This is a genomic window from Streptomyces sp. NPDC048192, assembly GCF_043202415.1.
In the GTDB taxonomy this organism is placed as follows: domain Bacteria; phylum Actinomycetota; class Actinomycetes; order Streptomycetales; family Streptomycetaceae; genus Streptomyces.
Window position 1 is genome coordinate 175,208 of the sequence record NZ_JBIDAL010000003.1, and the last position, 18,207, is coordinate 193,414.

16 protein-coding genes are annotated in these 18,207 nt (G+C 71.4%); 3 read left to right on the forward strand and 13 right to left on the reverse strand.

Going from position 1 to position 18,207, the window contains the following annotated elements; translation table 11 throughout:
- Positions 1 to 6: 6 nt before the first annotated feature.
- The 12 genes from ACGFZN_RS06445 to uvrC form a co-directional block, all read right to left on the reverse strand.
- Positions 7 to 771 (reverse strand): DsbA family protein, encoded by a 765-nt coding sequence (locus ACGFZN_RS06445; protein ID WP_393857353.1) that lies wholly within the window; start codon positions 769 to 771, stop codon positions 7 to 9.
- 83 nt (positions 772 to 854) lie between these two features.
- Positions 855 to 2,510, reverse strand: coding sequence for a glucose-6-phosphate isomerase (gene pgi, locus ACGFZN_RS06450; RefSeq protein WP_393857354.1), 1,656 nt, complete (start codon positions 2,508 to 2,510; stop codon positions 855 to 857).
- Between the two features lie 52 nt (positions 2,511 to 2,562).
- Complete coding sequence (locus ACGFZN_RS06455) at positions 2,563 to 3,756, reverse strand: MFS transporter (protein WP_393857680.1); 1,194 nt, start codon at positions 3,754 to 3,756, stop codon at positions 2,563 to 2,565.
- Positions 3,757 to 3,971: 215 nt separating this feature from the next.
- The gene (locus ACGFZN_RS06460; protein ID WP_078066843.1) at positions 3,972 to 4,307 is read right to left on the reverse strand and encodes an RNA polymerase-binding protein RbpA; all 336 of its coding nucleotides are present in this window, start codon (positions 4,305 to 4,307) and stop codon (positions 3,972 to 3,974) included.
- 215 nt (positions 4,308 to 4,522) lie between these two features.
- Entirely contained in the window at positions 4,523 to 4,753 is a 231-nt protein-coding gene (secG, locus tag ACGFZN_RS06465) for a preprotein translocase subunit SecG (RefSeq protein ID WP_330342966.1), read from the reverse strand.
- A 114-nt stretch (positions 4,754 to 4,867) separates the two neighbouring features.
- Positions 4,868 to 5,644 carry a triose-phosphate isomerase gene (tpiA, locus tag ACGFZN_RS06470; protein ID WP_393857355.1) on the reverse strand — a complete coding sequence of 259 codons (777 nt, stop codon included), beginning with the start codon at positions 5,642 to 5,644 and terminating at the stop codon, positions 4,868 to 4,870.
- Positions 5,645 to 5,646: 2 nt separating this feature from the next.
- Positions 5,647 to 6,858: a phosphoglycerate kinase gene (locus tag ACGFZN_RS06475; RefSeq protein ID WP_393857356.1), complete on the reverse strand. Its 1,212-nt coding sequence runs from the start codon at positions 6,856 to 6,858 to the stop codon at positions 5,647 to 5,649.
- 134 nt (positions 6,859 to 6,992) lie between these two features.
- Complete coding sequence (gene gap / locus ACGFZN_RS06480; RefSeq protein ID WP_069781521.1) at positions 6,993 to 8,000, reverse strand: type I glyceraldehyde-3-phosphate dehydrogenase; 1,008 nt, start codon at positions 7,998 to 8,000, stop codon at positions 6,993 to 6,995.
- A gap of 578 nt (positions 8,001 to 8,578) precedes the next feature.
- On the reverse strand, positions 8,579 to 9,568 hold the full coding sequence (gene whiA, locus ACGFZN_RS06485; protein WP_393857357.1) for a DNA-binding protein WhiA: 990 nt from the start codon (positions 9,566 to 9,568) through the stop codon (positions 8,579 to 8,581).
- Positions 9,559 to 10,656: a uridine diphosphate-N-acetylglucosamine-binding protein YvcK gene (gene yvcK / locus ACGFZN_RS06490; protein WP_393857358.1), complete on the reverse strand. Its 1,098-nt coding sequence runs from the start codon at positions 10,654 to 10,656 to the stop codon at positions 9,559 to 9,561. Before yvcK ends, whiA begins: the two co-directional genes overlap by 10 nt.
- Positions 10,653 to 11,672: an RNase adapter RapZ gene (rapZ, locus tag ACGFZN_RS06495; RefSeq protein ID WP_393857359.1), complete on the reverse strand. Its 1,020-nt coding sequence runs from the start codon at positions 11,670 to 11,672 to the stop codon at positions 10,653 to 10,655. Before rapZ ends, yvcK begins: the two co-directional genes overlap by 4 nt.
- A complete protein-coding gene (gene uvrC / locus ACGFZN_RS06500; RefSeq protein WP_393857360.1) occupies positions 11,669 to 13,759 on the reverse strand; it encodes an excinuclease ABC subunit UvrC in 2,091 nt (696 codons plus the stop codon). The genes rapZ and uvrC overlap by 4 nt, the downstream gene beginning before the upstream one ends.
- A gap of 603 nt (positions 13,760 to 14,362) precedes the next feature.
- Between uvrC and ACGFZN_RS06505 the strand changes: the two genes are divergently transcribed.
- Positions 14,363 to 15,307, forward strand: a complete 945-nt coding sequence (locus ACGFZN_RS06505) for a hypothetical protein (protein ID WP_393857361.1) — start codon at positions 14,363 to 14,365, stop codon at positions 15,305 to 15,307.
- Between the two features lie 69 nt (positions 15,308 to 15,376).
- Here the strand turns inward: ACGFZN_RS06505 and ACGFZN_RS06510 are convergent, their stop codons facing one another.
- Complete coding sequence (locus ACGFZN_RS06510; RefSeq protein ID WP_393857362.1) at positions 15,377 to 15,808, reverse strand: Rieske 2Fe-2S domain-containing protein; 432 nt, start codon at positions 15,806 to 15,808, stop codon at positions 15,377 to 15,379.
- A 278-nt stretch (positions 15,809 to 16,086) separates the two neighbouring features.
- Between ACGFZN_RS06510 and ACGFZN_RS06515 the strand changes: the two genes are divergently transcribed.
- Both ACGFZN_RS06515 and ACGFZN_RS06520 read left to right on the forward strand, forming a co-directional pair.
- Positions 16,087 to 17,205 carry a LacI family DNA-binding transcriptional regulator gene (locus tag ACGFZN_RS06515; RefSeq protein WP_393857363.1) on the forward strand — a complete coding sequence of 373 codons (1,119 nt, stop codon included), beginning with the start codon at positions 16,087 to 16,089 and terminating at the stop codon, positions 17,203 to 17,205.
- Positions 17,202 to 18,113 carry a carbohydrate kinase gene (locus tag ACGFZN_RS06520; RefSeq protein ID WP_393857364.1) on the forward strand — a complete coding sequence of 304 codons (912 nt, stop codon included), beginning with the start codon at positions 17,202 to 17,204 and terminating at the stop codon, positions 18,111 to 18,113. The genes ACGFZN_RS06515 and ACGFZN_RS06520 overlap by 4 nt, the downstream gene beginning before the upstream one ends.
- Positions 18,114 to 18,207: the final 94 nt, after the last annotated feature.

Sequence of the window (18,207 nt, forward strand, 5' to 3'; positions counted from 1 at the left end):
CGGCCGTCAGGGCGTGACGTCGTGCCACTGCTCGGGGTGGGCGCGGATCTTCGTGAGCAGGGTGGCGAAGGCGTCGCCGTCGAACAGCACCGCGTTGTACTCGGCCGGGATGCACACGTCGTCGATCTCGGCGGTCGGGGTGCCGGGGCCCTGGGGGTCCTGGGCTCCGCCCGCCTCCTCGTACACCTCCTCGGCCTGGTCCACGAACGAGCGGTACTTCATGGTCTTCACCGCCGAGTCGAAGTCCGGGCCGCGCAGCCCGGGAACCCGCGCGGCCAGCTTCAGCAGGTAGGCGTCGGTGAACCCGTCGACGCTCTCCTCGGGCTGGTGGGCGTAGAGCACGTCGTGGTACTCGGCGAACCTGCCCTTGTCCAGCGCGGCCCGCAGGGCGTTGACCGCCTTTTCCGACCCGGCGCCGCCGAGCCGGCCGTCCAGGAAGGAGGCCAGGGTGTACTCGGTCCTCGCCTCCCGCCGGATGGTCGCCGCGCGCAGCCGGGGGGCTCCTCCGCCGGTCTCGAACTGCTTGCACACCGGGCACCGCGGGTCCTCGTACAGGTGCACGGCGACGGGGGCGGCCGGGTCGCCGACCACGATGGTCGTGCCGTCGTTGCCGAGCCGCTCCGGCACGTCCGACAGGGTCTTGTAGGCGGGTGCCGGACGGCCGTTCTTCGCCTCCGCCCGCTGGTCTCTGCTGTGGCAGCCCACCGCCCACATCCCCGCCACGGCCACCCCTACCGCCGCTGCCACCGCGGTGGACCTTCTGCGCACCATGTGCCCCTCCCCTGAAGTCGCCCAACCCTAAAGGATCAGCACAGGGGGCGCACAGAAGGGGCTGCCGCGGTGGCCGGGCGGGGTCAGCTGCGGCCGCGCAGCTGCCGGTACCGGGCGACCAGGGTCCTGGTGGAGGCGTCCAGGCCGGGCACCTCCGCGCCCTCGGTCAGGGCGGGTTCGACCCGCTTGGCCAGCACCTTGCCCAGCTCGACCCCCCACTGGTCGAAGGAGTCGATGTTCCACACCGCGCCCTGCACGAACACCTTGTGTTCGTAGAGCGCGATCAGCTGGCCGAGGACGGACGGGGTGAGTTCCTTCGCCAGGATGGTCGTCGTGGGCCGGTTGCCCTGGAAGGTCTTGTGCGGGACCAGCTCCTCCGCCACGCCCTCCGCGCGGACCTCCTCGGCGGTCTTGCCGAAGGCGAGGGCCTGGGTCTGGGCGAAGAAGTTCGCCATCAACAGGTCGTGCTGCGCCCTGAGTTCACCGCTCAGCTCGGCCACCGGCTCGGCGAAGCCGATGAAGTCCGCCGGGATCAGCTTGGTGCCCTGGTGGATCAACTGGTAGTAGGCGTGCTGCCCGTTGGTGCCCGGCGTGCCCCACACCACCGGCCCGGTCTGCCACTCCACCGGCCGGCCGTCGCGCTGCACCGACTTGCCGTTGGACTCCATGTCCAGCTGCTGGAGGTAGGCGGTGAACTTCGACAGGTAGTGGCTGTAGGGCAGCACCGCGTGCGACTGGGCGTCGTGGAAGTTGCCGTACCAGATGCCCAGCAGGCCCAGGATCAACGGCGCGTTGGCCTCGGCGGGGGCGGTGCGGAAGTGCTCGTCCATCAGCCGGAAGCCGTCGAGCATCTCCCGGAACCGGTCCGGGCCGATGGCGATCATCAGCGACAGGCCGATCGCGGAGTCGTACGAGTACCGGCCGCCGACCCAGTCCCAGAACTCGAACATGTTGTCCGGGTCGATGCCGAACTCGGTGACCTTCTGCGCGTTCGTGGACAGCGCGACGAAGTGCTTGGCCACCGCCGTCTCGTCGCCTCCCAGCCCGTCGAGCAGCCACTTGCGGGCGCTGGTGGCGTTGGTGATCGTCTCGATCGTGGTGAACGTCTTGGACGCGACGATGAACAGCGTCTCCGCCGGGTCCAGATCGCGGGTGGCCTCGTGCAGGTCGGCCCCGTCCACGTTGGAGACGAAGCGGACCGTCAGCTCGCGGTCGGTGAAGCTGCGCAGCACCTCGTAGGCCATCGCGGGGCCGAGGTCGGAGCCGCCGATGCCGATGTTGACGACGTTCCTGATCCGCCTGCCGGTGTGGCCGGTCCACTCGCCGGAGCGGACCCTCTCGGCGAACGCGGCCATCTTGTCGAGCACGGCGTGCACCTTGGGCACGACGTTCTCGCCGTCGACCTCGATCACCGCGTCCCCGGGGGCGCGCAGAGCGGTGTGCAGCACGGCCCGGTTCTCGGTGACGTTGATCCTCTCGCCGCGGAACATGGCGTCCCTGAGCCCGGACACGTCCGTGGCGGCGGCCAGCTCGCGCAGCAGCCGCAGCGTCTCGTCGGTGACGAGGTGCTTGGAGTAGTCGATGTAGAGATCGCCGGCCTGGAGCGTGTAGGTCTCACCCCGCCCGGGATCGGCGGCGAACAGCTCCCTGAGATGGGTGTCGGCCAGCTCCTCGCGGTGCTTGGCGAGAGCGGTCCACTCGGGCGTCTGGTTGAGCCTGGTACGGCCGTCTGCGTTCATTTCCGACTTCCGCCTTCTTTCGTGCCTGTCCCAGCTGTTCCAACCTAGTTGATCAGCGCTCGGCACGATGAGTCGTGACATCACCGTGCGGCGCGACAACAGGTACGTCCGGCGTGCGGGCCGGTATCAGCGAGGTGACGGCGAGGGCGAAGAGCACCGCGGCGAGCAGGGCGGGGCCGTTCAGCCCGTACGCGCGGGCGGCCAGCCCGCCGAGGAGTGCGCCGAGCGGCGCGCCGGACGTGGAGGCCGTGCGGAACGCGGAGGCGATCCGGCCCACCATGGCCTCGGGGCTGCGCTGCTGCATCAGGGTGACCTGGTTGACGTTCCACACCATGTTCATGGCGCCGAGCAGCAGCATGCCGGCGACGAGCGCGGCCAGGTGCCGTACGGATCCGATGAGCAGCAGGGACGACGTCTGGACACCGCCGGCGACCAGCAGCGCCCGCACCCGGCCGGTGCGCAGCGCGAGGCGCTGCGCGGCGAAGCCCCCCGCGATGCTGCCCACCGAGTAGGCCGTCATCGCGGCCGCGTATCCGGCGTCGCCCGCGTCGAGCCAGCGTGTCACGTGCAGCGCCAGGGTGGCGATCAGGCCGCCCATGCCGATGTTGCACAGCAGCGTGGCCACGCAGACGGCGCGCAGCGCCCGGTCGCCCCACAGGGCGCGCAGGCCGGCACCGATCTCCGTGCGCAGGGTGCTGCCCGCCGGGCGGGGCGCGCGCTGCGGTGGACGCCTCCGCAGGGACGCCACCAGGGCGGCGGCCACCAGGAAGGTGCCGGCGTCGGCCGCGAACGGCATGGCCGCACCGGCCGCCAGCAGCAGCGGCACGAGCGGCGCGGCCAGCAGACCGCCGGCGAGCTGCTGACCCGTCATCAGACGGGCGTTGGCGCCGCCCAGTGCAGCCCGGTCCACGAGCGCGGGCAGCAGGGCCGTCGCGGCGTTGTCGAAGAGGGTCTGGAGCGTGGTCAGCGTGAAGGCGAGGACGAGCAGCAGGGGGATCGAGGCGTGGCCCAGTCCCACCGCGACCGCGAACGCGGCCACCAGCAGGCCGCGTACCGTGTCCACGGCCCACATCGCGCGCCGTCCGTCGACCCGGTCGGCCACGGCCCCGCCGAGCAGGCCGAACAGCAGCCAGGGCACGTAACCGCAGGCCGTCACGGACGCGATGACCAGGGGCTCGTCACTGAGCCGGACGGCGAGCAGGGGCAGCGCGGAGGTCCGTAACGCGTCCCCGAACCGGGAGACCACGGCGGCCGTCCACAGCCGTCCGAAGCCCCCGCGCCATCCGGGCGCACGGCTCTGGCCCGTCCTGCTCTCCCCCGTGCCGACCACTGCCGCCAGCTCCCCTCGCGCGGTTCTCGCCTGCACCGACAACCGTAGGGGGCGGCACTGACAATCGGCGTGCGTGCGGTCCGAGAGGGCTCCGGCCGGGCACCTGGAAGGCGCCCGGCCGGTGTCAACTCCTAGATCTCGCCCCGCAGTTTGGCGAGCGCCTCGGCGAGGATCGCCTCGCCGTCCGCGTCGCTGCGCCGCTCCCGTACGTACGCGAGGTGCGTCTTGTACGGCTCGGTGCGCGGCGGGTCCGGCGGGTTGTCCCGGTCCTGGCCGGCCGGGAAGCCGCAGCGGGGGCAGTCCCAGGTGTCGGGGACCTGCGCGTCGCTGGCGAAGCTCGGCTGCGTCTCGTGCCCGTTGGAGCACCAGAAGGAGACGCGCAGACGCGGCGCGGACTCGCCGCGCTCGGCCTCGCCCATCGGCCCCGCCCCGACCCGGCTACCTCGGATCGCGTTGCCACTTGCCACGGTCGTAACTCCCTGCGTGATGGTGCCGCGAAGCGAGTCGGCGTTTCGCTTCGCTGCGAGCGCCTCAGTCTACGTAAGGCCCAACGCGCGTCCAGTGTTGGGAGTTACCAGCCCCACACCCAGACGCAAGCCCCATGATAGGCCGCGCCCTGGAGCGCGTACCGAACATGGGGCCTTACGTGCCGAATATGCGTGATGTGTGTGCTGCGATGGTGTCAGCTGTTCGTCTTCATCAGGATGCCGAGGACGATGATGCACGCGAACCAGAGCAGACCGATCACGATGGTGATCCGGTCGAGGTTGCGCTCGGCGACCGACGAGCCGCCGACGGACGACGCCATGCCACCGCCGAACATGTCGGAGAGGCCGCCGCCCTTCCCCTTGTGCATCAGCACCAGCAGCATCAGCAGCAGGCTGAAGATGATCAGGGCGATCGAGAACCCCACAACCACGGCTGGACCAACTTCCTCGGATTCGGATGGACGACGGGGGCACAGCGTCCCGGCTGTGCCCCCGCAAGGGTACGACGTATTGCCGCTACCGCCTACTCACAGCCCGCGTCACTGGTCGCGGAACCGCACGATCTTGACGAACTCGTCGGCGTCCAGCGAGGCGCCGCCGACCAGGGCGCCGTCGATGTCGGCCTGGGCCATGATCTCGGCGACGTTGCCCGACTTCACGGAGCCGCCGTACTGGATGCGGACCTTGTCGGCCACGTCCTGGGTGTACAGCTCGGCGATCTTGGCGCGGATGGCGGCGCAGACCTCCTGGGCGTCCTCGGCGCCGCAGACCTTGCCGGTGCCGATGGCCCACACGGGCTCGTAGGCGATCACGATCGTCTCGGCCTGCTCGGCCGGGAGGTCCTTCAGACCGCCCTCGACCTGGGCGAGGGTGTGGGCGACGTGGTTGCCCGCCTCGCGGACGTCCAGCTCCTCGCCGACGCACAGGATCGGGGTCAGGCCGTGCTTGTAGGCGGCCTTGACCTTGGCGTTCACCAGCTCGTCGGTCTCGTTGTGGTACTGCCGGCGCTCGGAGTGTCCGATGACCACGTAGGTGCACTTGAGCTTGGCCAGCATCGGGCCGGAGATCTCGCCGGTGTAGGCGCCGGAGTCGTGCTGGGAGATGTCCTGGGCGCCGTACTTGATCTTGAGCTTGTCGCCGTCGACCAGGGTCTGCACGGAGCGCAGGTCGGTGAAGGGCGGCAGGACGGCGACCTCGACGGCCTCGTAGTCCTTGTCGGCCAGGGCGAAGGCGAGCTTCTGGACGTGCGCGATGGCCTCGAGGTGGTTGAGGTTCATCTTCCAGTTGCCCGCCATCAGCGGCGTGCGCGTGCTCAAGGTCAGTCCTCCAGTGCGGCGAGGCCGGGGAGCGTCTTGCCCTCGAGGTATTCGAGGGAGGCGCCGCCACCGGTCGAGATGTGGCCGAATGCGTTCTCGTCGAAGCCGAGCGTACGCACGGCGGCGGCGGAGTCACCGCCTCCGACGACGGTGAAGCCCTTCGCGTCGACGAGAGCCTGGGCGACCGCCTTGGTGCCCTCGGCGTAGTCGGGGTGCTCGAAGACGCCCATCGGACCGTTCCAGAAGACGGTCTCGGCGTCGGCGAGCTTCGAGGCATACAGCTCTCGGGTCTTCGGGCCGATGTCCAGGCCCTCCTGGTCGGCGGGGATCTTGTCCGCGTCGACGGTGGTGTGCTCGGTGGGCGCCTTGGTCTTCAGGTCCGGGAAGCTCCGGGAGACCACGACGTCGACCGGGAGCAGCAGTTCCACGCCCTGCTTCTCGGCGCGCTCCATGTACTCCTTGACGACGGGCACCTGGTCCTCCTGCAGGAGGGAGATGCCGACCTCGTAGCCCTTGGCCTTGAGGAAGGTGTAGGCCATGCCGCCGCCGATGAGCAGCCGGTCGGCCTTGCCGAGCAGCTGGTCGATGACGGCCAGCTTGTCGGAGACCTTGGCGCCGCCGAGCGCGACGACGTACGGGCGGCGGACGTCCTCGGTGAGCTTCTTCAGGACGCCGACCTCGGTGGCGATGAGGTGGCCGGCGTAGTGCGGCAGCCTCTTCGGCAGGTCGTAGACGGAAGCGTGCTTGCGGTGCACGGCGCCGAATCCGTCGCCGACGTAGACGTCGGCGAGGGCGGCGAGCTGCTCGGCGAAGGCGGCGCGCTCGGCGTCGTCCTTGGCTGTCTCACCGGGGTTGAAGCGCAGGTTCTCCAGGACGGCGACGTGGCCGTCGACGAGGCCCGCGACCGTATCCCGGGCGGAGGAGCCGACGGTGTCGGTCGCGAAGGCCACGGCGGAGCCGAGGAGTTCACCCAGGCGGGAGGCGGCCGGAGCGAGGGAGAAGGCGGGGTCCGGGGCGCCCTTGGGGCGGCCCAGGTGCGAGGCGACGACCACCTTGGCACCCGCGTCCGCGAGGGCCTTGACGGTGGGCAGGACGGCGCGGATGCGGCCGTCGTCGGTGATCGTCCCGTCGGCCAGCGGCACGTTGAGGTCGGCGCGGACGAATACCCGCTTGCCGCTCACGCCGTCGGCGAGAAGTTCGTCGATCGTCTTCATTGAGTGGACTCCAAAGGAGGGCTCGTGGTGCACCTGATCGTAAGAGGACGTGGTCCGGGCGCGAGACAGGGCCCGGACAGCGCGGCGCTGCGCTGCCCGAGCCCTGCTCTCACTTCAAGGTCCCGCTTCGGCGATCAGAGCTGGTTGCCGACGAAGACCGTGAGGTCCACGAGGCGGTTGGAGTAGCCCCACTCGTTGTCGTACCAGCCGATGACCTTCACGTTCTTGCCCTCCTGGACCATGGTCAGGGAGGAGTCGAAGGTGCAGGACGCCGGGGCGTTGACGATGTCGGAGGAGACGATCGGGTCCTCGGTGTAGTCGAGGAGGCCCTTCAGCTCGCCCTCGGCGGCCTTCTGGAAGGCGGCGTTGACCTCTTCCTTGGTGACCTCGCGGCCGAGCTCGACGACCAGGTCGGTGACCGAGCCGGTCGGGACCGGGACGCGCATGGCGATGCCGTCGAGCTTGCCCTTGAGCTGCGGCAGCACCAGGGCGGTGGCCTTGGCGGCGCCCGTGGTGGTCGGGATGATGTTCTCGGCGGCGGCACGGGCGCGGCGCAGGTCCTTGTGCGGGAAGTCCAGGATGCGCTGGTCGTTCGTGTACGCGTGCACCGTCGTCATCAGGCCCTTGACGATGCCGAAGTTCTCGTCGAGGACCTTCGCCATCGGCGCCACGCAGTTGGTGGTGCAGGAGGCGTTGGAGATGACGTGGTGGTTCGCCGGGTCGTACTTGTCCTGGTTGACGCCCATCACGATGGTGATGTCCTCGTCCTTGGCCGGAGCCGAGATGAGGACCTTCTTGGCGCCGCCGGCGATGTGCTTCGCGGCGTCTTCCTTCTTGGTGAAGATGCCGGTCGACTCGATGACGATGTCGACGCCCAGCTCGCCCCACGGGATGTCGGCCGGGTTGCGCTCGGAGAGCACCTTGATGGTGTGGCCGTCCACGGTGATCGTGTCGGCGGTGTGGGAGACCTCCTGCTTGAGGCGACCCAGGATCGTGTCGTACTTGAGCAGGTGAGCGGTGGTCGCGGTGTCACCCAGGTCGTTGACAGCCACAACCTCGATGTCCGCCCCCTGCTCCAGCAGGGCGCGGAAGTAGTTACGCCCGATGCGGCCGAAGCCGTTGATGCCTACGCGGATCGTCACGAACCGATCTCCTCGTTGGTACGCCGGCCATGCGGTGCCGGCGAGCTCTGTTTGGGATGTCCCCGACCACCACCGACCCTACCTCTCCGATGGCCCCGGGGTGACATCGAGATGGCCCATACACGGGCAGGCATTCCGTACCCGTCGGTAGGGGTACGGACCGTCCCGGATCGACGGTGGTTTCACTCGTATTTGTTACGGAATGCCGAGCGGTTTTGACGGTCTGTTCACTCGTTCGTGAGCGGGTCGGCTCACTTGATCAACGCCCTTTCCACGCACCGTTGAGAGGGCTCGCGCTCACCTGTCGGAACAAGGGGGGCGTGATCTGTCAACGTGGCGGCCCTCACCTCCCGGAACACACGGAACGCCCTTCCTCGGCAGAGGTGCCCGATCGGCCGCCGACGACACCTGACGGGCACCGGGGCCCGTGGTGCAGTTGATGCGTTGTGGTGCTCTTGGGGAGAGCGGTGCCTGTGAGCGGACGCCCCGGCCTGTGGACATGACGGGTCGTCAGATACGCGAAGGCCGGTGCCCCGGCCCGACTGGGCCTCGGCACCGGCCTGTTGACATGCGGGCGGTCAGCCCGCCAGGTTGTCCGCCAGCTCCTCGGTGAGGTTGGCCTCCGTGCCCGGGATGCCCAGGTCGGCGGCGCGCTTGTCGGCCATGGCCAGCAGCCGGCGGATACGGCCCGCCACCGCGTCCTTGGTCAGCGGCGGGTCGGCGAGGGCGCCCAGCTCCTCCAGGGAGGCCTGCTTGTGCTCCATGCGCAGGCGTCCGGCCGCGGCGAGGTGCTCGGGGACCTCCTCTCCCAGGATCTCCAGCGCCCGCTGCACCCGGGCTCCGGCGGCCACTGCGGCCCTGGCCGAGCGGCGCAGATTGGCGTCGTCGAAGTTGGCGAGCCGGTTGGCCGTGGCCCGCACCTCGCGGCGCATCCGGCGCTCCTCCCAGGCCAGCACGGACTCGTGTGCGCCCAGCCGGGTCAGCAGCGCGCCGATCGCGTCGCCGTCACGGACGACCACCCGGTCCACGCCGCGCACCTCGCGCGCCTTCGCGGCGATGGAGAGCCGGCGGGCGGCGCCGACCAGCGCCAGCGCGGCCTCGGGCCCCGGGCAGGTCACCTCCAGGGAGGAGGACCGGCCGGGCTCGGTCAGCGAACCGTGCGCCAGGAAGGCCCCGCGCCAGGCCGCCTCCGCGTCGCACGTGGCTCCCGAGACCACCTGCGGGGGCAGGCCCCGGATGGGACGGCCGCGGCCGTCCACGAGCCCCGTCTGGCGGGCCAGCTGGTCCCCGCCGGCGACGACCCGGACGACGTAGCGCGAGCCGCGGCGCAGCCCGCCGGGCGCCATCACGATCAGCTCGGAGGCGTGGCCGAAGATCTCCAGGATGTCCCGCTTGAGGCGACGGGCCGCCATCGCGGTGTCCAGCTCCGCCTCGATCACGATGCGCCCGCTCACCAGGTGGAGGCCGCCGGCGAACCGCAGAATGGCGGAGACCTCCGCCTTCCTGCAGCAGGTCCGGGTGACGGGGAGCCGGGAGATCTCGTCCTTCACCGCTGCCGTCATCGCCATGGGCCGATCCTTCCATGCATCCGAAAAATACGGTCGTACGCGGCGGCCAACAGCTCCGGATCATGCCGGGGGCTTCCGTCGGTCCGGGCCACCGGCGCCAGCTCGATCGCGGCTCCCAGCCGCTTGGCGGCCTCGGTGAGCGAGTCGCGGTCGGGCACGGCGGCCTCGTCGGCCAGCACCACGTCCAGGGCGAGTTTAGGGGCGTGTCGCCCCAAAACCTCCAAATGACGCTGCGGGGAGAACCCCTCGGTTTCTCCCGGCTGCGGGGCGAGGTTCAGGGACAGCACCTTGCGGGCCTTGGTCTCGGTCAGGGCGTCCAGCAGCTCGGGGACGAGCAGGTGCGGGATCACGGAGGAGAACCAGGAACCGGGGCCGAGCACCACCCAGTCCGCGTCCAGCACCGCCGCCACGGCCTCGGGCACGGCCGGCGGGTCGTTGGGCACCAGGTGCACCGACTGGACCTCGCCCGGGGTCAGGGCGACGTTCGCCTGCCCGCGCACCGTGTCCACGTCGTCCGGGCGGTCCGGGTCGTGCCCCTTGACCAGGGCCTGCAGCTCCAGCGGCACGGCGGACATGGGCAGCACCCGGCCCTGGGCGCCGAGCAGCTTGCCCACCAGGTCCAGAGCCTGCACATGGTCGCCGAGCTGCTCCCACAGGGCGACGATCAGCAGATTGCCGACCGCGTGCTCGTGCAGATCGCCCTTGGACTGGAAGCGGTGCTGGATGACCCGGGCCCAGGTCTGCCCCCACTCGTCGTCGCCGCACAGCGCCGCCAGCGCCTTGCGCAGGTCACCGGGCGGCAGCACGCCCAGCTCGTCGCGCAGCCGGCCGCTCGAGCCGCCGTCGTCGGCCACGGTGACCACGGCCGTGAGGTCGCCGGTGATCCGGCGCAGCGCGGCGAGCGAGGCGGACAGGCCCATGCCGCCGCCGAGGGCGACCACCTTGGGCTGCGCGCCCCGGCGGCGGGGCCGCCCACCGCGCGCCTCGGCAGGCCGGGCCGCCGCCCGGGCGTCGGCCGCGGCACGGCTCGAACCGCCCTCGGGCACCATCCGGCGCAGCCTGCCCAGCCGCCGTGTACGTTCCGTCATTCCCGTCCCATGTCCCGGTGCACGACCACCGTCTCCACACCCTCGGCCGCGAGCCGCGCGGCGAGCTTCTCCGACATCGCGACCGAACGGTGCTTGCCGCCCGTACAGCCGATGGCGATGGTCACGTACCGCTTGCCCTCGCGCCGGTAGCCGGCCGCGATGAGCCGCAGCAGCTCGGCGTACCGGTCGAGGAACTCCTTGGCGCCCGGCTGGTTGAAGACGTAGGCGGCGACCTCCTCGTTGAGGCCGGTGAACGGGCGCAGCTCCGGGACCCAGTGCGGGTTGGGCAGGAACCGCATGTCCGCCACCAGGTCCGCGTCGACCGGCAGACCGTACTTGAAGCCGAAGGACATCACGGTCGCCCGCAGCTCGGGCTCCTCCTCGCCCGCGAACTGGGCGTCCATCTTCGCGCGCAGCTCGTGCACGTTGAGGCTGGAGGTGTCGATCACCAGGTCGGCGTCGCCGCGCAGCTCGCGCAGCAGCTCGCGCTCGGCGGCGATGCCGTCGACGATACGGCCGTCGCCCTGCAGCGGGTGCGGGCGGCGCACCGACTCGAAGCGGCGCACCAAGGCCTCGTCGGAGGACTCCAGGAAGACGATCCTCCGGGTCACCCCGCGGGTGTCGAGGTCGGCGAGGGACTCGCGCAGATTGTCGAAGAAGCGCCGGCCGCGTACGTCGACGACGACCGCGATCCGCGCCACGTTGCCCTGCGAGCGGGCGCCCAGCTCCACCATGGTGGGGATGAGGGCGGGCGGGAGGTTGTCCACGACGAACCAGCCGAGGTCCTCCAGACACTTCGCCGCCGTCGACCGTCCCGCTCCGGACATGCCGGAGATGATCACCAGCTCGGGGATGGCCGCCTCGGGGCCCGACGCCGGCGTACCGTCCGTGCTCACCTGTGCTCCGTCGTCCTGGACCGCGGGCTGCTGACCGGCCGCGGTTCGCGGCTGATCCTGCCCGGCCTCCCTGTGCGCGGGATCTCGGTCCGCTGTGGGCTGTGCATCGTGCTCGGTCATGTCTCCTGCCCCCGTCGTTCGTCCGGGAGGCCCGCGGTTACGGGCTCCCGCGAGGCACCCGCCGTCGTATCGGGTTCCTCGTCCTCAATGATCTCTCCGGTCGCCGTGTTGACGGCGGGTGCGGCCTGAGCCGCCTGGGCGAGGGCCGCGGCGACGGTCTCGGCCGTCTTCCGGCCTATGCCCGGCACCTCCTGGATCTGCTCGATTGTGGCGGACCGCAGCTTCTTCACCGAGCCGAAATGCTTGATGAGCGCCTGTTTGCGGGTATCGCCGAGGCCGGGAACCTCGTCCAGGGGGCCGGCCCGGAAGCGCTTGGCGCGTTTGGTGCGCTGGTAGGTGATCGCGAACCGGTGGGCCTCGTCCCGCACCCGCTGGAGCAGATACAGGCCCTCGCTGGTGCGGGGCAGCACCACCGGGTCGTCGTCGCCGGGCAGCCAGACCTCCTCCAGGCGCTTGGCGAGGCCGCACACGGCGATGTCGTCGATGCCCAGCTCGTCCAGCGCGCGCCGGGCCGCGGCGACCTGCGGCCGTCCGCCGTCGACCACGACCAGCTGCGGCGGGTACGCGAACTTCCTGGGCCGGCCGTCGTCGTCCTTGAGGGCGCCGGCGGCCGTGTCCGGGCCGGTCAGCGCGCCGTCACCGTCGCCGAGGGCGTCCTCGGAGCCCTCCGCCCACTCCCCCGTGCGCTCCTTCTCCGCGAGGTACCGCCTGAAACGGCGGGTGATCACCTCGTGCATGGAGCGGACGTCGTCCTGGCCCGCGAAGCCCTTGATCTGGAAGCGCCGGTACTCGCTCTTGCGCTGCAGGCCGTCCTCGAAGACGACCATGGAGGCGACCACGTCGTCCCCCTGGAGATGCGAGATGTCGTAGCACTCGATCCGCAGCGGGGCGCTGTCCAGGTCGAGGGCCTCGGCGATCTCCTCCAGGGCGCGCGAGCGCGTGGTCAGGTCGGAGGCGCGCTTGGTCTTGTGCAGGGCGAGGGCCTGCTGGGCGTTGCGCTGCACGGTCTCCATGAGCGCCTTCTTGTCGCCGCGCTGCGGGATGCGCAGCGAGACGTTGGACCCGCGGCGACCGGTCAGCCACTCCTGGACCGGCTCGACCGGCTCGGGCAGTGCCGGGACCAGGACCTCCTTGGGGACGGCGTCCCCGGTCTCCTCGCCGTAGAGCTGCTGCAGGGCGTGCTCGACCAGGGCGCCGGTGGTGATCTCCTCCACCTTGTCGGTCACCCAGCCGCGCTGGCCGCGCACCCGGCCGCCGCGCACGTGGAAGATCTGCACCGCCGCCTCCAGCTCGTCCTCGGCGACCGCGACGAGATCGGCGTCCGTCGCGTCGGCGAGCACGACGGCGTTCTTCTCCATGGCCTTCTTCAGGGCCTCGATGTCGTCGCGCAGCCGGGCCGCCCGCTCGTACTCCATCTCCTCGGCCGCCTCCATCATCTGCTTCTCCAGACGGCGGAGGTAGGTGCCGGTGCGGCCGGCCATGAAGTCGCAGAACTCCTCGGCCAGCTCCCTGTGGTCCTCGGGACCGATCCGGCCGACGCACGGGGCGGAGCACTTGCCGATGTAGCCCAGCAGGCAGGGCCGGCCGGTGCGGGCGGCGTTCTTGAAGACGCCCGTCGAGCAGGTGCGCACCGGGAAGACGCGCAGCAGCAGGTCGACGGTGTCGCGGATGGCCCACGCGTGCGCGTACGGACCGAAGTACCGAACGCCCTTCTTCTTGTGACCGCGCATCACCTGCACGCGCGGGAACTCCTCGTTCATCGTCACCGCGAGGTACGGGTAGCTCTTGTCGTCGCGGTACTTGACGTTGAACCGGGGGTCGTACTCCTTGATCCACGAGTACTCCAGCTGGAGGGCCTCGACCTCCGTGGACACCACGGTCCACTCCACGGACGCGGCGGTGGTCACCATCGTCCGGGTCCGCGGGTGCAGGTTCGCCAGGTCCTGGAAGTAGTTCGCCAGGCGCTGGCGCAGGCTTTTCGCCTTTCCGACGTAGATCACCCGGCGGTGCTCGTCACGGAACCTGTACACCCCCGGGGAGTCCGGGATCTCACCCGGCCTGGGGCGGTAGCTGGAGGGGTCGGCCATGTCTCACACCCTACTGGCGAGCACCGACACCGCGTCGGGCCTGTGGACAACGCCCGCACCCGCGTGCCCGTCCGTCCACAGGCCGACACCGGTGTGCGGCGATGGCAGGCCCGGCTCCGGCACCGATCAGGGGCGGACGGCCGGGGAGGGGTCCGCCGGGCGACATGGAGGCTTCGCCGGGCTGCGGGCGGCCGAGGCGTATGCGGGGGGACGGAGCCGTACGTGGCGGACGGCGGACGCTGGGGGCGGCGGAGGGGTACGCGGTGGGCGACGGAGGTGTACGCGGCGGGCGGCGGGGGGCGGCCTTCCGCCCGGGTGATCGCCACCGGAACGCCCCGGGTCTCCTTGTCGACATCTCGCGCCGGGGGCCGACGGCTGCGGGATCCGGCCGCGGCGCCGGCGCCCGCCGAGGGCCTGGCGGGTTCCAGGTGTTGTCGGGGTCTGGTCAACACGCTTCAATGCGGGGGAACTCGGGGCCGTGCGTCCACGCGTACCGGCGTGGCGTGCGCAGGCACAGGCGTCCACAGCGCCCAAGGGGTGGCCCCGGCACCAGCGCAGCGGTCTGACCAGCCGTAGCGACACCTCACAGAAAGGCGCCCCGGTATGCGGCATGCCACGGAGCACGCGCACCTCCCCACCGCGGAACTGGACACGGCCCTGCGGGGCGGCCCCTTCCATGTGGCGCTGCGCGCCGCGATCGCCGCGCGCGGGCTGCCGCTGCAGCGCGTCCAGCATCATCTGTCCCGTTACGGGGTGAAGGTCGGCGTCACCAGCCTGAGTTACTGGCAGCAGGGCGCCCGTCGCCCCCAGCGGCCGGAGTCGCTCAGGGCCGTGCGGGCCCTTGAGGAGATCCTCCAGCTGCCGGACGAGTCTCTGATCCGGCTGCTCACCGAGGCCGACCAGCGCCCGGCCGGCCGTCCGGCAGGCCGCTCCTACCGCCTGCTGACCGAGGCCTCGAACGCCCTGGACCGGCTCCGCGCCGAGCTGGGCTGGTCGCTCGACGGCGGGCTGCACACCCTGGGCCACCACGAATGCGTCCGCATCGGCGCCCGGCGCGAGCTGGCGGCCCGCGAGGCCCACCACATCGTGCGGGCCCACCGCGACGGCGTCGACCGCTTCGTCGCCGTCCACCACGGAGATCCCGGCTGCCGCCCGGCCGACCTGAGAGTGCGCGCCCTGGAGAACTGCCGCACGGGACGCGTCCGTTGGGACCAGGACACCGGCGTGCTGGTCGCGGAGCTGCTCTTCGGCACCCGGCTGCGCGCCGGTGACACCTTCCTCTTCCGGTACAGCATCGAGGACGGCACGGCCGGGGCCGCCCGGGAGTACCTGCACCGCTTCGGCTTCCCCGGCGGCCAGTACGCCCTCCAGGTGCGGTTCGACGCGGCCGCGCTGCCGGTCCGCTGTCACCGCTTCGCCCAGCACTCGCCGGCCGCCCCTCGCAGCGGCCGCCACGAACTGCCGGTCACCGGCCCGCACCACTGCGTCCACGTGGTCGAGCCGCGGATCCGTCCGGGCATCGTCGGCATAGCGTGGGACTGGGAGTGAACTCGCCGCCCGTGCCCGCCAGTTGAGCCGGATCACTGCCGGGCCTTCCCGGCTCGGCTCGGCTGCCTGTCAGGCGCCCGGGCCCGCGATGATCCTGCCGTTCGACGTCTTCACGGGCAGCTCCGCCAGGGGCTCGGTGGCCGGTGCCTGGACCACCTTGCCCGTCACGGCGTCGAACTGGCTGCCGTGGCAAGGGCAGATCAGAGTGGTCCCCTGCAGTTTGTTGATGGGGCATCCCGCGTGCGTGCAGATCGTGCTGTACGCCTTCAGCGTGCCGTTGCCGTCGCGGCTGACGACCACGTTGTGGTCGCGGTAGAGCTTGGCTCCGCCCTTCGAGACCTCGCTCTCGGCGCCGAGGTCGACCGGTGCGGTCGGGGTGGCCGCCGGGTCCGAGCCACCTTGGCCCGACGCCGAGCAGGCGGCCAGGCCGAGCCCGGCGACCGGGGCCACGGCGGCCCCTCGGAGGACGGTACGACGGCTCGCGGACGGTTGGGCGGGCATCTGGGACTCCACTGCTCAAGGGATGTGCAGGGCGACGATACCCGGGCAGATGGGCCGGTCCTGGGCGGGGGGCGGGTCGGGCGGAGGGACCGGGTCCGGGTGGCGGGGGTGGGCGACGGGTGGGTGAGTCTGCGTGCGTGGGTGGGTGACGTAAACGCTTGCGTAAGCGTTTACGGGAGGCTGGTCGATGGGATACCGTCCCGCGCGGAAGGACGCGCCCGGCAACAGTCACGCGAGACTCAGTCACGTGAGACTCGGCCGAGGAGAAGGGAGACGGGATGCCCACCATGGCCGACGTCGCACGCAGCGCCGGGGTCTCCGTGGCGACCGTCTCCCATGTGCTGAACGGCACCCGCCCGGTGCTGCCCCACACCCGTCAGGCCGTACTGGACGCCATCGACGCCCTGGGCTACACCCCCAACACGCTGGCCCGCTCCCTGGTGACCTCCCGCACCCGGTCCATCGGGCTCGCGGTGTCGGCGATCAGCAACCCGTACTTCACGGAGATCCTCCAGGGCGTGGAGGCCGCCGCCCTGGAAGCGGGCTACAGCCTGCTCATCGCGGACCCGCACGACGATCCCGAGCACGAGCGCAAGGTCGTGCAGCTACTCCATGAACGCCGGGTGGACGGCATGATCGTGGCGCCTTCCGCGCGGCCGCGTGAACTGGTCGGCTATCTCCGCCGGCACTCCGTACCGACCGTGTTCCTGGACCGGATGATCGGCGCGGACGTGCTGGAGGGCCCGCGCATGGCAGGCGCCGCCACCCCGGATGGGCCCTGGTACGACCAGGTCTGCGCCGACAGCGCGGAACCGACCGCGCGCCTGGTCACCCACCTCGCCGGCCTGGGGCACCGCCGGATCGGCCTCGTCGCGGGCCTGCCCGGCCTCAGCACCACCGGGGAACGCGTCTCCGGCTACCGGGACGGTCTCACCGCCGCCGGCCTGGCCTTCGACGAACGGCTCCTCCTGTCGGGGAACTCGGAGTCCGCCGGTGCGGAGCAGGCCACGGCCGCCCTGCTCGCCCTCCCCGATCCGCCCACCGCTCTCGTCACCGCCAACAACGCGATGACCATCGGCGCGCTGCGCGCCCTGCGCCGGCGCGGCTTGTCCGTCCCCGACGACATCGCCCTGTGCTGCTTCGACGACTTCGCCTGGGCCGACCTGTTCTCGCCCCGGCTCACCGCCATCGCCCAGCCCAGCAGGGAACTGGGCGGCGAGGCCGTGCGGGTGCTCCTCGGCCGCCTGGACGACCCGCGCCGGCCGGCCCGGACGGTGCGGCTGCCGTGCGCGTTCGTCCATCGCACGTCCTGCGGGTGCCCGGAGGAGCCGGGCGGTACCGGCGAGTCCGGGCACATCGCGTCATCCACGCTGTCGGAGAAGGGAAGGACCTCGTGATCGTCGTCGCCGGTGAGGCACTGATCGACCTGGTACCGCAGGGCTCCGGTGCTCTCGCGGCCCTGCAGCCGGCGCTCGGCGGCGGCCCTTACAACACCGCCGTGGCCCTCGGCCGCCTCGGATCGCGCACCGCGTTCTGCTCCCGGACCTCGCGGGACGCCTTCGGCGAGGCCCTGCTGGACGGACTGCGGCGGGCGGGGGTCGACGTGTCGGGCGTGCAGCGCGGGGCGGAGCCGACGACGCTGGCGGTGGCCACGATCGACGACGGCGGGTCGGCCGCCTACTCCTTCTATGTCGACGGCACCGCCGACCGTCTGTTCACCGCCCCCGCCGCGCTGCCCGCCGGCACGCGCGCGGTGTCCTTCGGCACCTGTTCGCTCGTCCTGGAACCGGGGGCGAGTGCCTACGAGGAGCTGATGCGCACGGCGGCCGCACAGGGGCTGTTCACCACACTCGACCCCAACATCCGGGCGGGACTGATCCCGGACGCGGACGCCTACCGGGCGCGCTTCAAGAGCTGGCTGCCCTCGGTGACGCTGCTGAAGCTGTCGGCGGAGGACGCCGAGTGGCTGGGCGGCACCCCGCGCGAGTGGCTGGTCGCGGGACCGGCGGCCGTCGTGGTGACCCGGGGCGGGGATGGTCTGACCGCGTTCACCCGGGACGGCGCGGAGTACTCCGTACCGGGTGAGAAGGTCGCCGTGGTGGACACCATCGGCGCCGGTGACACGGTGAACGCGGCCTTGCTGCACGGGCTTTCGGCCCTGGGCGCGCTGTCGGAGGAAGCGCTCGCCGCCCTCGGGACGGAGGGCTGGACGCGGCTGCTGCGCTTCGCGGCACGCGCGGCGGCGATCACCTGTTCGCGGGCGGGGGCCGAGCCGCCGTACGCGGCCGAGCTCGGTGATCTGTGAGCGGCCCCTTTTCCGTTTTTTCTCTTTCTCTTCAGCCGCTTCTCTCTGCTGTCGGCAAGGTGCTGCCGGAGCCGTGGTGCGGGGATTTGCCGGA

Coding starts and splice junctions, on each gene's coding strand:
- ACGFZN_RS06445 (WP_393857353.1), bottom strand. CDS start 771: ATGGTGCGCAGAAGGTCCACCGCGGTGGCAGCGGCGGTAGGGGTGGCC.
- pgi (WP_393857354.1), bottom strand. CDS start 2,510: ATGAACGCAGACGGCCGTACCAGGCTCAACCAGACGCCCGAGTGGACC.
- ACGFZN_RS06475 (WP_393857356.1), bottom strand. CDS start 6,858: ATGAAGACGATCGACGAACTTCTCGCCGACGGCGTGAGCGGCAAGCGG.
- whiA (WP_393857357.1), bottom strand. CDS start 9,568: ATGGCGATGACGGCAGCGGTGAAGGACGAGATCTCCCGGCTCCCCGTC.
- yvcK (WP_393857358.1), bottom strand. CDS start 10,656: ATGACGGAACGTACACGGCGGCTGGGCAGGCTGCGCCGGATGGTGCCC.
- rapZ (WP_393857359.1), bottom strand. CDS start 11,672: ATGACCGAGCACGATGCACAGCCCACAGCGGACCGAGATCCCGCGCAC.
- uvrC (WP_393857360.1), bottom strand. CDS start 13,759: ATGGCCGACCCCTCCAGCTACCGCCCCAGGCCGGGTGAGATCCCGGAC.
- ACGFZN_RS06505 (WP_393857361.1), top strand. CDS start 14,363: ATGCGGCATGCCACGGAGCACGCGCACCTCCCCACCGCGGAACTGGAC.
- ACGFZN_RS06510 (WP_393857362.1), bottom strand. CDS start 15,808: ATGCCCGCCCAACCGTCCGCGAGCCGTCGTACCGTCCTCCGAGGGGCC.
- ACGFZN_RS06515 (WP_393857363.1), top strand. CDS start 16,087: ATGCCCACCATGGCCGACGTCGCACGCAGCGCCGGGGTCTCCGTGGCG.